Here is a 12,496-nt window from a genome sequence, read left to right as displayed (position 1 = left end):
GTGTCTTCAGCAAACGTTCCTCCCATTTATGAATTAGGCCCTGATTTCTACGATGAAGTCGAAGCGGCGCGTTTTCCTAAAGCTATTTTACGCTATCGCAACCAGGCCGCGGCAAAACAAATCGGATTAGATAATTTAACTCCTGAGCAGTGGCAAAAACACTTCTGGGCCTTTGAAGCGATACCAGGGAATATCAAAACACCTTTGGCACTTCGTTACCACGGCCATCAATTCCAGACCTACAATCCACAACTCGGTGATGGTCGCGGATTTTTATTTGCACAGTTTCAAACGCCAGATCGTCTTTTGGATTTAGGCACTAAAGGAAGCGGACAAACACCCTACTCTCGCAACGGCGACGGCAGGTTGACTCTCAAAGGCGCTTTCCGCGAAATTCTGGCCACCGAACTTTTGGAATCTTATGGAGTGAACACAAGCAAAACTTTTTCCGTCTTTGAAACCGGAGAAAGTTTAGAAAGACACGATGAACCTTCGCCGACTCGCGCCGGAATTCTTGTTCGTTTAAGTCACAGTCACATTCGCTTTGGAACTTTTCAAAGACTTGCGTTTTTGCAGCAGCCTGAAAACATCAAAAAATTGCTGGCGTATTGTGTGAAGCATTTCTACCCTGCTCTTGAAAACCATCAGGATCAAGAACAGGCCGCTGTGTTTCTGCAATCTGTGTCGCAAAGAATGGCTAAGCTTGTCGCCTCATGGATGATGGCAGGTTTCGTTCATGGTGTGCTGAATACCGATAACATGAACATTACCGGAGAAAGTTTCGACTACGGCCCTTACCGTTTTCTTCCCACTTACGATCCGAACTTCACAGCCGCTTACTTTGATCATTCCGGTCTTTACTCCTTCGGTCGCCAACCTGCCAGTGTTCTTTGGAATTTGTATCAACTGGGCGGAGCTTTAAAAGGAGCTTATCCTGATTTACCATTGGATGAATTGCTTGAAGGTTTTGCCGATGATTTTAACTATGAAATTCATCAAGAACTTCTAAAACGTTTGAATTTACGAAATCCGATGCAAGACCCGGCTGCAGTTCAAGAACTCAACATCGATCTTGTCAGTCACCTTTTCCAATTTATGGAAAAAGAAAAATGCCTTTTCGAACAGACAATGTTTGATCTGCATTCAGGAGGCATTCGCGAGCGCTTGGCTCGCTCTCCGCAAGGTGAGCTTTATCAGAAAGAATCTTTCTTAAAACTCAAAGACACTTTGGAGTGTTTTGAAATCGCTTCTGAAGAAAAAGCACAGCATGCTTATTTCAAACAACCGAAAGCCTGCTCTCTTTTAATTGATGAGTTGGAAAATATTTGGAAGCCCATCGCCGAAAATGACGATTGGACTTCCTTTGAAGAGAAGCTCGTGAGTATTCGGAGCTTCCGTGGAGTTTATTCTTAAGCTTGATAACCTGTGATCTTCGCAAGTTTTGCGCGGAACCACATTTTGAAGTCTTCAATAAATCCAAACGCTGCTGGCACAATCAAAAGTGTCAGCAATGTCGAGCTGATCAGACCGCCGATGATCGCAATACCCATAGACGTTCTCATCGCAGAAGCTTCATTCAAACCAATCGCAATAGGAATCATACCGGAAATCAATGCAAGTGACGTCATCAAGATCGGACGAAGACGCGTGCGGCAAGCTTTCAGCAATGCCGCATTTCGATCCAAACCTTCGCGGATCAAATGATTCGTATAATCCACAAGAAGGATTGAGTTCTTCGCCACAACCCCTAAGAGAAGCACGATACCAATGAGCGAGAAGATGTCGATCGTTTTACCAAAGATCAACAAGCCCAAGAAGGCTCCCGTCATCGCTAGTGGCAATGCCAGCAAGATCGCAAATGGTGTGATGAAACTTTCATACAAGCTCGCCAGAACAAGATAGATGAACGTCACGCCTAAGAAAATCGCTAGCAACATGTTTTCGATCAACTCTTTAAAGTCATCGGCTTGACCTTGGAACTTGTAATCCACTCCTTGGGGAGGTGGAAGCTCTTGTTTGATGATTTTTTCAATCTCTGCCGAAATCGTTCCCAAAGCACCGCCTTTAGCTAAGTTTCCAGAGATCTGGATGTAGCGGCCTTTGTTTTGACGATTGATCTGTGAGTAACCAAACGCTTCTTCACCTTGCGCAATACGCGAAAGAGGAATCATGTTGAAGTTCGCATTGGGTACAAGCGTCGATGCAAACTGAGTTCTTAAGTCACGGAATATTTCTTCAAAACGCACGCGCACTTTGTAATCGATTCCGTTTTCACGGAAGATTGTCTGCTCATTCCCTTCGGTGCGGTTACGGAGCTCTCCCCCGGCCGTAACCGTGGAAACACCGAGTGCCTCTGATTTTTTACGATCAAAGACGACATGAAACTCTGGCTTTCCAGAACGGAAGTTTGTGTCGACGTCTACCAGCCCTGGAATCTTCTTCATTCTTTCAACAAGTTTCACGGCGTAAGCATTGAGCTCTTCTAAGTTTTCACCCTGAATATTGACGTTCAAAGGTTTTTGACCAGAGTTCACGGCATCGATATCACCGAGGGCCACGATGGCTTGTCCTTCAAACTCTTTAAGTTTTTTACGAAGAGTCTCTTTGTAATCCGTTGTCGACATACTGCGATTTTTTCTTTCCACTAGACGTACGAACAAAGAAGATTTATTAGCTTCATTGTTGGCATTCCCCACAATCGCAAGAACCATATCGACAGCTTTGTCATTATCAAAAATCTTTTCGATCTTTTCTGTGAAGGTGCTTGTTGCCATCAAAGAAGAACCCACTGGCAACTCAATATTCACCATAAACTCCCCGTTATCCGGAGACGGTAAAAACGTTTTCGGAATAAACGCAATCGTCACCAATGATCCAAAGAAGATCAAAGTTCCGGCTAAAAGAATTTTCTTCGGGTTGTGCAAAGTGTATTTCAATGCCCCTTCGTAAATATCCTCAAGCCATGTTTGGAAACGGTCAAAGCCCGCCAGCATACGGCCAACAATACCGTCACCTTTGTTATGTTCATTCGGGTGCGCCATATAGGCTGAAAGCATCGGCGCCACGGTGAAAGCGTCAAACAATGAAATCAACATCGTAAATACGACCGTTAAACCAAACTGTTTAAAGAATTGTCCAACGATACCTTGAAGAAAAGAAATTGGACCAAACACCGCGATCACAACCAATGTTGTTGCGATAACGGCCATCGCCACCTCTTTGGTTCCATCCAAAGCGGCATCTTTTGGTTTTTTCCCCATTTCCAAGTGACGGAAGATATTTTCCCGCACCACGATCGCATCATCGATCAAAAGACCCACGGCCAATGAAAGAGCCAAAAGAGTCATCAAGTTGATCGTAAAACCCATTGCATACATGATCACGAAACCACCGAGCAATGAGTTCGGAAGCGCCATGGCTGTGATGAATGTTGAACGCGCAGAACCCAGGAAGAAGAACACCACGATCACGCAAAGAATAATACCGATGATGATCGATTCTTTAACGTCGTAAACGTTCATCTGGATCGGACGAGACGTATCACGCACCATCGTCACGTGTCCTTGGATGTTTTTTTCTTTTAACATCAAGTTCACTTTTTCAATGTTCTTTTTGACGTTCTCAGCAACCGCAACGGTATTTGCGCCACGCTGTTTGTAAACGTTCATCAAAAGAGCCTTTTGCCCTTTGATACGGCCCATGGTTTTTTGATCTTCGAGACTGCGCACCACGCGACCCACGTCCTGCACCAAAACCGCTTTATCCGAGCCCACGAAATTCACGTTCACTTCGGCGATTTGTTTTAAGGAATCAAACTCCCCGTTTGTACGAAGAGTGGTTTCCGCTTTTGGATTTTCAATTTTTCCGATCGGAATATCTTTTGAAGTGTCCAAAATACGTTGCGACACTTGAAGCATTGAGATTTTGCGGTCTTGCAATTTGTTTTTATCTACAAGAACGTGAATCTCTTGCTTGCGACCACCAAAGATGTCCACTTGCCCGACGTCTTTAATACGTTCAAACTGCGGTTTGATAACTTCATTGGCAAGATCGTATGATTTTCCGTCATCCATTTCAGATGTGATCGCCAAAGTCACAATTGGCTGATCGGCAGGGTCAAAGCGGCGGATCACAGGTTCGTAAATATCCGTAGGAAGATCACGACGGATATTCCCGATACGGTTACGCACCTCTTGCTCCACCTCTTTGATGTCCGTTCCTAATTGGAACTCAAGAATGATGACGGCAACACCATCCAGATTGTTGGACGTCAAAGTTTTAAGACCGGAAATACTTCCGACTTCATCTTCAATAAGCTTTGAAACTTGTTTCTCCAAATCCAGAGGCGAGGCTCCAGGATAAGCCACCTGCACGAACAAAACCGGAAAGGTCACATCCGGGAACATATCAACAGGCATTTTCCTTAAAGAGAAAGCACCCAGAATCAACATCAAGATGACAATACAAGAGATAAAAATCGGTCGTCGAATAGACAGACTTGGTAAATTCATGGTTACTTCTCCTCAACAACGATAAACAATCGTCCTTGAGCCTCCATCTTTCTTTGTTCAGATTTCAATTTGCTTAAATTCAATTCCGCCGTGCCCGCGTCTTCTTCAGCAGTAATAACGTTCGCTGTGATAGAGCGGCCTTTGTTAAACAAATCTGTTTGCGCTTTTGCCGCCGCAGACTGCAAGCGAGAAATTTCTGTCGCGGCTTCAATGCGCTTGCTCATTTCTAAGTAACGGCGATTGAGTTCAATCCACGAACTTTCGCTTTCAAGCATTTTACGTTCGCTTTGCAGTTTCGAAGCAAGAGCTGATTTGCGTGCAGCTTCGCGAGCTGCGTTTTTAGGTCCCATGTCGAATGGGTATGTCAGCTTTAAGCCTACTTTTGTTGTGGGACGTTCGGTGTCTGTCCAATTTTGAGTGGCCTCAGGCATATCCTTTTCAACAGCATTCGTATTGTACGAACCAGACAAAACTAAATCTGGACGAAGCTGATCTTCCGTCTCGCGAGATTCTAAAGCCTTAGCCTTCGCATCCAGTGACGCCAAATAAGCATCCAGCGCCATAACACGACGTCCACCGCTTCCGCCACCATCAACCATCGAAGTTAATGAACGACGTTCAGAAATATTTCCTGTGATTTCAGGTAATGCCTTGTCATCTTTATATTCTAAATAATCACGAATATTTCTTTTCGCTGCCGCCATATCATCTTCAGCAGAAATCAACTGCAATTGACGAGCAGATACCAACGCTTGCGCCGACAATAGATCCGCACGATCGCTGATTCCGTCATTCACACGACGGCGCGTCCAAGCTTCGATACGACGAGCTCTCTCTAATGAGGCCTGACTGATCTTAAGATTATCATTTGCATAGATATAATCCCAGTAAGCGGCTTCCGCATTGACCAGTAATAACTTCTTTTGCAAATCAAAACGACCGGCTGCTGCGGCAGTGGAAGCCTCTTGACGCTCCCAACGAAGGCGAGTGGCATTTCCAAAAAAGTCTTTCCACAGTGATTGACTTAAACCCACTCCCAATGAACCCACACCAAACTTTTGTAATGTCCCAGCTTGAGGCCCTTGAATTCCGGTGTTTTCAATTTCGTAGGTGCTTGCGGTAATGCTCGCCATAGTACCCGTCGAAAACTTCTTCCCAAGACCCAATGAATAACTTGTCGTCTTCGTTTCTGTAGAACCTAAAAGCGCAAACTGACTTAAAGGACTTTTGTCATTGATATAACCTGCTTCTGCCGTTAGCACGGGCACAAGCTCGATATCACCAGCGTCTTTTGCAAGCTCAACGGCTTCCGTAGAAACCTGCAGTGACTGCACAGATTTATTATTCGCTTCAACAGCTTTTAAGTACTCTTGCAAAGTCATCGCAAAAGATGGGGACTGCCACGCCAAAATAAGACTTATTACGGCTCCCTTTTTCATTTCAAGATCCCTTCTAAATACAACATTGAAATTTGATTTTTAAATTCTTGTCGGTGCTCAGGCATTGCATAAAGCCCTTTATTCCAGGAGCAATTGCAATCGAGCATATTGAAATAACCCATCACACTTTCCACCAAACAAATCAGGAAAAAGCGTGGATTGATTTTTTCTTTCACCACTCCAGCCTGTTGACCGCGAGCGATGATCGTTTCTAATTTTTCTCCTGCAGTGGTCATCATGGTCTCATGAATCTCACGAGAAAATGGAAGACCTGAAAGCTTTTCGCGAGTCATGATTTTTGCGATATGAGGATTCGCCACACGCATGTCGATCAATGTTTCGATCAATGAATCCAAAGCGCGATGAATGCTTTCCGCGCAAACTTCGGTTTGTTCAAACTCATTCACGACACCTTCAATTTTCGAAAACACATGCAAGACGAACTCTTGAATGACCGTCCGATAAAGACTTTCCTTACCACCAAAATAGTAGCTGATAAGACTCAAGTTCATTCCGGATTCTTTGGCGATATCGCGAGTGCTGGTGCCGTGCAGGCCTTCATTGGCGAAAAGCACGGTGGCGGCTTCGATAATTTTTTGCCTTGGTCCCAATTCTTCGGGACTGAGCTCTGTTATTTGATTCATGGGCAAAACGTAATTTAAACATTTGATTTAATCAAACGTTTTAATCAATTGATTAAGTCCTAACTGAAAACAAACAAATAGTGAGTTTGTAAAAATAAAAAACCCCTGATTTCTCAAGGGTTTTATAAATTCAAATTGGAAGCGCGGACTATTTAGCAGGTGCGTTTTCTGCTTTTTCGCAGTCAGCACATTTCTTATCCAAAGCGCACTCGCCGCCTTTGCATTCTTTTTTAGCTTCTTTGTGAGCTCCGCATTTGCAACCTTCATGAGAATGAGTTGAGTGAGCACATGCGCCCATCATAAGTGCCGCTGCAGAAGCCAAAATGATCATTTTGAAATTCATAGATGTTCTCCTTAAATATGTGTCGGATGTCTTTAAGCTTAGCGAACAATGGATGGGATACAAGCACTCTTTTGCCCAAGCGCAGCAATATATGAGCCGGACCCTATATATTCTTCACGCGAATAATATTATGCACCAAAGTAGATATTAAAGCTGAGCAACTATTAAGCAAATAAGCCTGTTATAAGGCACTTAACGCTCAGCATGTAAAAACAACAAAATCCTGACATATTGTTTTGTTGAACAAATCCCCGACTTAGTGGTTATATGTGTCCGATTCGCGGAGGGGGACCGAGAATGAAACACTTAAAGGCCATGATTCTGATCATGACACTGTTGACGGCAAAAGCTTTTGCCGAGACCGCGCAAGCGACAACAGCTCCGTCAAAACCTCAAAAAACTTTTAGCGAATACTACACTGTCGATGAAAGACCTTCTGGTGGTGCTGCCGCTGCAAAATCTTACACTTACACCGATTTCTCCCCTGACCTTGGCACTCATCAATTTGTTCAACTTGCAAAAAAACTTGTGATCAATCTTTTGAAGTGGTCTTTGCATGAAGAGCAACGTCCTCTTCCCGGTGAAGACTATATCCGCAAACTTCACTTCGGTCGCTGGATCAATGATCCAACCGATGACACTTGCATGAACACGCGCGCGAAAGTCCTTGTTCGTGATAGCGAAGACGAAGTCACTTATCGCAACGATAAAAAATGTGTTGTTGAAGCGGGCCGCTGGTATGACAACTACACAAATCAAGAGCTGACTTCTTCCCGCCAAATTCAAATCGATCACTTGGTTCCTTTGAAAAACGCTTATCTTTCGGGCGCTTTCAAATGGGACTATAAAACTCGCTGCCTTTACGCAAACTACATGGGCTACAAAGATCATTTGATCTCTGCAGAGTCTCACCAAAATATGTCGAAAGGCGATCGCGGTCCTGAGGGCTATCTTCCTCCGGAACTTTCTTATCGCTGCCAATACGTGAAAAACTGGCTGACAGTAAAATTGATCTGGAGACTCAACATGACTCCAGACGAGGTTCAGGCGATTCACGAAGTCGTTACGAACTACAATTGCAAAATATCTGATTTCCGTATCACTGAAAAAGAACTCGATGAGCAACGTCAGTACATCAATGACAATCTCGAATTCTGCATGATCAACAAAAGATAAAGATGACGTTTCCTATCCTCTTTGAGGACGAATACTTTATAGCTGCGGAGAAACCTTCAGGTCTTCCTTCGCAGCCCACCGTCGACAAACGACGTCCTGATTTTTTCACACAATTAAAAAAACAACTGCAAGAAGAACGTGGCAAAGATTTTTACCTGGGTCTTCACCACCGTTTGGACCGTGATACGTCCGGCGTGATGATTTTCACGAAAAATAAAATCGCCAATGAACCATTGGCCGAGATGTTTAAAAAACATCGAATTCAAAAGACATACATCTGCCTCACAAAACTCCACAAGTGTCCTGATCAATGGGAAGTCCAAAATCATTTGGCTGAAGTGCGCGATCCGCTTTTAAAAAAAATGAAAATGAAATCCGTACGCTCCGGCGGAGACAAAGCTCACACTTTATTTCGCAAACTGCAGACATTCAAAAAAGGTCTTTTGATCGAGGCGAAACCTCTTTCAGGTCGTATGCACCAAATTCGCGTTCATCTTGCTGAAGCGGGCTTAGGAATTTTTGGTGATGACATCTACCCGTCTCCACAAATTCCGCAAGCACCAAGGCTTATGTTACATGCATTAAGCCTTGAGTTTACTCACCCGTTCACCCAGGAATTTTTAAAAATCGAAAGTTCCATTCCGTCTGACATCGCTGAGTTTGAGGAAAAATTAAGTTAGTAAAAACCCAACTAATTTGCTGATTATTTTAGCAATTTCTAAATAGCTTTACTAACTCATAGGGTCTGCTATTGACCTTTGTGATAAGAAATGTTCAAGTTGTCTTTCGCGTGCCCCGGTGGCGAAATTGGTAGACGCACAGGACTTAAAATCCTGGGCTTCCTTTACAGGGGCGTGCCGGTTCAATTCCGGCCCGGGGCACCATTCCTTTCTCTTTTGCTTGGCTCGGCGCTTCTGGAAATTCGTTTTAAAAAGTATATTCTTAAGCATCTCCAAAATTATCTGCGCTGAGGTTTCGCATGAAGGTTTATGTTTTCAAATCACTGCCGCCATTTCTTTGGGGATACACGCGTGACATCCGTGCGATGTGGGCTTTGGAAGAGTGCGGGATTTCCTACGAAACTATCGGGCTTGATTGTGGGCCCAATGGCCTTCAAGACGAAATCTGGTACGGCGAGATCAATCCTTTCAAACAAGTTCCGACGATTGATGATGATGGATACATTCTCACAGAGTCTGGTGCGATTCTTCTTTATCTTGCAGAGAAATCGGGAAAATTAATTCCCTCAGACCTTAAAGGCCGTGCGCAAGTCTATCGTTGGTTGATCACGTCGCTTAATAATATTGAGCCCTTTGCCCTGCCGATTTTTTTCGCGGATCTTCTAGGAGATTCGAATCCTCACATGAAGGGACAACGCCCCTGGAATGTCAGTATCCTTGAGCGTTTCTTTGGAACTATCGACGAAATGCTAAGGAAGCAACCGTTCATTACCGGTGCTGATTTTACTGTCGCGGATATCGCATTTACAGGCGTATTGCGCGAACTTCGCAAAACGGAAGTCTTAGAGAAACATCCGAACATCGACAAATACCGTCTTCGTTGTGAAGAACGCCCCGCCTTCGTGAAGGTTCTGAATGCCTACGAAGACCGGCTTGGTATAGCGCGTGGAAGCGCACGATAGAGTTACTCTCTCAATCTAGAAGCTTCTAGCTCAAGGATTTCTGTCACTCTTTTCAAAAAATCGGCGACTATTCCGAGGTCTTCTTCGGAATAGGTGTTCACCAGCTTTTGCATGGATTTCGCAAATGACTGATAAAGGGGCTTGATCTTTTTAAATGCCGCCTCATTAGGCACCAGGATTACTTTTCTGCGATCCTCTTTATCTTGAACTCTCGCAATCAATTTAGCTTTTTCAAGGCGATTCAAGATTCCCGTCACCGCTCCCGTCGTAAGGCGCGTGAACTGGGCTACATCGCCGGCGGTTACTGGTGTCTTCGAAGAGTTTATAAATGTCAGACATTTCATGTCCGTTGCGTTGAGATCCAACCTGCTTGCGACAGTCTCATGAAAAAGAATGGTTGCCGTGCTTAATTCAGGACCTATCGCTAAAACCTTCGCAGAGTTGCTCTTAGCTTTTCTATTTTGAGACATCGTAACCCCTAAATTATCTTACTAAATCAAGATATTGACATTTTACCCTATAAAAGCACATAAAAAAACTGTTAAATTTATCTTAGTAAATTAAGATAATTCAAAAAGGAGATTTTCATGCTTTGGGCGAATCTATCACTTGTAGCTGCGGGCTTCTCATTGGCCTTGCCTGTCGGTGGAGGTTTTTATGAAGGTTTTGTCATCAATCCTCAATGGAGCCTGCAACCACCAACTTCCTTTACACTCATTCAGGAAGGCACGGGAGTTCCTCTTCAAAAATTCTGGATACCTGTTCATATTTTAATTACGGTGTTTATCCTAGCCGCTTTATTTTTAAATTGGCGCATATCCAGCCGTCGCACTTTCATTCTGATCTCTTTAGGTTCCTACATTGTCATGAGAGGATGGAGTTTTTTGTATTTCATCCCCGAAATGCTGTCCTTTCAAAAAATCTCCATCAACTCACCACCAAGTGAAGAGCTAATAAATCGCGTGTCGATGTGGAAGACTTTGACTTACTGGCGCACTCCTCTTGACCTCATTAGTTTCTTTACGGTCCTGTGGGCGTTAACTCTTGAGGAATAAACAGAAGCAATGAGTCGGAAATAGACAAAGCCATTGAAGAGTTATTGAATTTCTTTTTGGAGGCTTCATGAAATTAACCCAAACAGTTCTTCTCGCCGTTTCTCTTCTTTGTCTCGGCGCCTGCGCTCACTCTTCAAAACTTCAAGCCAAGGCGGCAGAGGTTAAAATGCAATCTAGTTACGCCTCGGTAAACGGTCTTAAGCTTTATTATGAAATCTATGAACCAACAGAAGGACTGAAAAATCCAGTTCCGCTTCTTCTGCTTCACGGAGGCGGCTCAACAATTGAATCGAACTGGGCGAAGTTTATTCCTCTCATAGCAAAACACCGTAAAGTCATTGCTATGGAAGAGCAAGGACACGGACACACCGTTGCGATTGATCGTCCGTTCACTTTCGACAATTCTGCTCATGATGCCGCCGCTTTGTTGGACTACTTGAAAATCGACAAAGCGGATGTCATGGGTTTTAGCAACGGCGGAACGATTGCTCTCAGAGTCGCTCATTTTGCTCCCAACAAAGTCAACAAGCTAGTGATCGCGTCCGCGCAATATCGTCGCGATGGCATGTTTAAAGGATTTTGGGATGGAATGAATAAAGCTTCGATGGCAAATATGCCAAAAGAGTTGCTAGCTGCAGATCGCAAAATCAATCCCGATCCAAAGCACCAAGAGCAACTCTTCTTACAAGACAGCCGTCGCATGCAGGGCTTTAAAGATATTCCTGAAAAAGAAATCAAGTCTATTACGGCCCCTACTTTGGTTCTTCTCGGTGACCAAGATGCCATCACTGTTGAGCACGCCCTCAGAATGTCACGCACAGTTCAACACGGACGCTTGGCCGTATTGCCAGGCACTCATGGAAGTTACATCGGTGAAGTTGCAGCGACCCCTTCAGAAAACAGCAAAATGCCTGAAGCCACTGCAATCGTTGTTAGTGAATTTTTAGACCTTCGCTAATCTCGCAAACAGAACTCCACATTCCACGCAGCCGTTGTTTTCTGCTGCGTGGTTGTTGAGAGCCTCCGAACACCAATCCACTTTTGCATTTAATTTTTCCGCGAGCCATGCTGTCGGTGTTGGATATTTTATTTGCGCATATTTAAGATCAGGAACGTAAAGGCTCGCTCCATCCCAAGGTTTTCTTAGAAAAACCATTCCGATAAAATTAAGGTCTAACAAAACCAGTAAGGGATAGGCCCACCACCAACCAAGCCCACGGATAAGATTGCTCCACTCACCGATCCCCATCAAGTCAGGAAACTTCCAGCGACCCGTTTCATCATCGAGATTATTTTGATGAAAAAATCCGCGTTTGCACATCGCCCACAGCCAGCTTCTTAACTTCGCTTTTTTGCCAAGAAGAGCAAATGCCAAAATCAAACGACTGGCTTGATCGCGACTAAAACATCGCGGATTTGTATCCCAAGTATCTCCATAAGAAGAACGACGATAAGTCCCAGGTTGAACTTCCAACTCGCGGATTATGGTGGAACACAGAGCTTCGGCTTTTTTAAATTCTCCTAGCAGACAATACAAAGCACAGACTAAGCCCGTTCTATGAGCGGAGTCCCCATTGCTACCATCTGCCTGCACATAAAGCCCCTGTGAATCTATCATGACCTCATCATATTGCAGATATTACCATGCTCAAAACGAATATTTAGTTTGCACCAATGTAGTAGCCA

The 12,496-nt window shown here is 44.2% G+C and carries 12 protein-coding genes and 1 tRNA gene; 7 read left to right on the top strand and 6 right to left on the bottom strand.

Annotated elements, in window-relative coordinates:
- A complete protein-coding gene (locus AAAA78_RS08465) occupies positions 1 to 1,413 on the top strand; it encodes a protein adenylyltransferase SelO (RefSeq protein WP_340591427.1) in 1,413 nt (470 codons plus the stop codon).
- Here the strand turns inward: AAAA78_RS08465 and AAAA78_RS08460 are convergent.
- The 4 genes from AAAA78_RS08460 to AAAA78_RS08445 form a co-directional block, all read right to left on the bottom strand.
- The gene (locus AAAA78_RS08460; RefSeq protein ID WP_340591426.1) at positions 1,410 to 4,511 is read right to left on the bottom strand and encodes an efflux RND transporter permease subunit; all 3,102 of its coding nucleotides are present in this window, start codon (positions 4,509 to 4,511) and stop codon (positions 1,410 to 1,412) included. The two genes, AAAA78_RS08465 and AAAA78_RS08460, sit on opposite strands and share 4 nt — an antisense overlap.
- 2 nt (positions 4,512 to 4,513) lie before the next feature.
- Entirely contained in the window at positions 4,514 to 5,950 is a 1,437-nt protein-coding gene (locus tag AAAA78_RS08455; protein ID WP_340591424.1) for a TolC family protein, read from the bottom strand.
- Positions 5,947 to 6,594, bottom strand: coding sequence for a TetR/AcrR family transcriptional regulator (locus tag AAAA78_RS08450; protein ID WP_340591422.1), 648 nt, complete (start codon positions 6,592 to 6,594; stop codon positions 5,947 to 5,949). Before AAAA78_RS08450 ends, AAAA78_RS08455 begins: the two co-directional genes overlap by 4 nt.
- Positions 6,595 to 6,742: 148 nt before the next feature.
- The gene (locus AAAA78_RS08445) at positions 6,743 to 6,937 is read right to left on the bottom strand and encodes a hypothetical protein (protein ID WP_340591420.1); all 195 of its coding nucleotides are present in this window, start codon (positions 6,935 to 6,937) and stop codon (positions 6,743 to 6,745) included.
- 297 nt (positions 6,938 to 7,234) lie between these two features.
- Here AAAA78_RS08445 and AAAA78_RS08440 point away from each other — a divergent pair, with 297 nt between their 5' ends.
- From AAAA78_RS08440 to AAAA78_RS08425, 4 genes are all read left to right on the top strand, one after another.
- Positions 7,235 to 8,113 (top strand): GmrSD restriction endonuclease domain-containing protein, encoded by an 879-nt coding sequence (locus AAAA78_RS08440; protein ID WP_340591419.1) that lies wholly within the window; start codon positions 7,235 to 7,237, stop codon positions 8,111 to 8,113.
- A 2-nt stretch (positions 8,114 to 8,115) separates the two neighbouring features.
- Positions 8,116 to 8,793 carry an RluA family pseudouridine synthase gene (locus tag AAAA78_RS08435; protein WP_340591417.1) on the top strand — a complete coding sequence of 226 codons (678 nt, stop codon included), beginning with the start codon at positions 8,116 to 8,118 and terminating at the stop codon, positions 8,791 to 8,793.
- 112 nt (positions 8,794 to 8,905) lie between these two features.
- Positions 8,906 to 8,997, top strand: a tRNA-Leu gene (locus AAAA78_RS08430).
- A gap of 95 nt (positions 8,998 to 9,092) precedes the next feature.
- Positions 9,093 to 9,755 (top strand): glutathione S-transferase family protein, encoded by a 663-nt coding sequence (locus AAAA78_RS08425; RefSeq protein WP_340591416.1) that lies wholly within the window; start codon positions 9,093 to 9,095, stop codon positions 9,753 to 9,755.
- 2 nt (positions 9,756 to 9,757) lie between these two features.
- On the opposite strand, the gene AAAA78_RS08420 is transcribed toward AAAA78_RS08425, so the two are convergent.
- Positions 9,758 to 10,225 carry a MarR family winged helix-turn-helix transcriptional regulator gene (locus tag AAAA78_RS08420; protein ID WP_340591414.1) on the bottom strand — a complete coding sequence of 156 codons (468 nt, stop codon included), beginning with the start codon at positions 10,223 to 10,225 and terminating at the stop codon, positions 9,758 to 9,760.
- A 117-nt stretch (positions 10,226 to 10,342) separates the two neighbouring features.
- Between AAAA78_RS08420 and AAAA78_RS08415 the strand changes: the two genes are divergently transcribed.
- Positions 10,343 to 10,810, top strand: coding sequence for a hypothetical protein (locus AAAA78_RS08415; protein ID WP_340591413.1), 468 nt, complete (start codon positions 10,343 to 10,345; stop codon positions 10,808 to 10,810).
- 67 nt (positions 10,811 to 10,877) lie between these two features.
- A complete protein-coding gene (locus AAAA78_RS08410) occupies positions 10,878 to 11,768 on the top strand; it encodes an alpha/beta fold hydrolase (RefSeq protein ID WP_340591412.1) in 891 nt (296 codons plus the stop codon).
- On the opposite strand, the gene AAAA78_RS08405 is transcribed toward AAAA78_RS08410, so the two are convergent.
- A complete protein-coding gene (locus AAAA78_RS08405) occupies positions 11,754 to 12,428 on the bottom strand; it encodes a hypothetical protein (RefSeq protein WP_340591411.1) in 675 nt (224 codons plus the stop codon). The genes AAAA78_RS08410 and AAAA78_RS08405 overlap by 15 nt on opposite strands.
- Between the last annotated feature and the right edge of the window lie 68 nt (positions 12,429 to 12,496).

Source organism: Bdellovibrio sp. BCCA, from assembly GCF_037996825.1.
Classification (GTDB): Bacteria; Bdellovibrionota; Bdellovibrionia; order Bdellovibrionales; family Bdellovibrionaceae; genus Bdellovibrio.
This window is presented reverse-complemented; position numbering and strand designations above follow the sequence as displayed.

Coding starts and splice junctions, on each gene's coding strand:
- AAAA78_RS08460 (WP_340591426.1), bottom strand. CDS start 4,511: ATGAATTTACCAAGTCTGTCTATTCGACGACCGATTTTTATCTCTTGT.
- AAAA78_RS08455 (WP_340591424.1), bottom strand. CDS start 5,950: ATGAAAAAGGGAGCCGTAATAAGTCTTATTTTGGCGTGGCAGTCCCCA.
- AAAA78_RS08450 (WP_340591422.1), bottom strand. CDS start 6,594: ATGAATCAAATAACAGAGCTCAGTCCCGAAGAATTGGGACCAAGGCAA.
- AAAA78_RS08445 (WP_340591420.1), bottom strand. CDS start 6,937: ATGAATTTCAAAATGATCATTTTGGCTTCTGCAGCGGCACTTATGATG.
- AAAA78_RS08440 (WP_340591419.1), top strand. CDS start 7,235: ATGAAACACTTAAAGGCCATGATTCTGATCATGACACTGTTGACGGCA.
- AAAA78_RS08435 (WP_340591417.1), top strand. CDS start 8,116: ATGACGTTTCCTATCCTCTTTGAGGACGAATACTTTATAGCTGCGGAG.
- AAAA78_RS08425 (WP_340591416.1), top strand. CDS start 9,093: ATGAAGGTTTATGTTTTCAAATCACTGCCGCCATTTCTTTGGGGATAC.
- AAAA78_RS08420 (WP_340591414.1), bottom strand. CDS start 10,225: ATGTCTCAAAATAGAAAAGCTAAGAGCAACTCTGCGAAGGTTTTAGCG.
- AAAA78_RS08415 (WP_340591413.1), top strand. CDS start 10,343: ATGCTTTGGGCGAATCTATCACTTGTAGCTGCGGGCTTCTCATTGGCC.
- AAAA78_RS08410 (WP_340591412.1), top strand. CDS start 10,878: ATGAAATTAACCCAAACAGTTCTTCTCGCCGTTTCTCTTCTTTGTCTC.
- AAAA78_RS08405 (WP_340591411.1), bottom strand. CDS start 12,428: ATGATAGATTCACAGGGGCTTTATGTGCAGGCAGATGGTAGCAATGGG.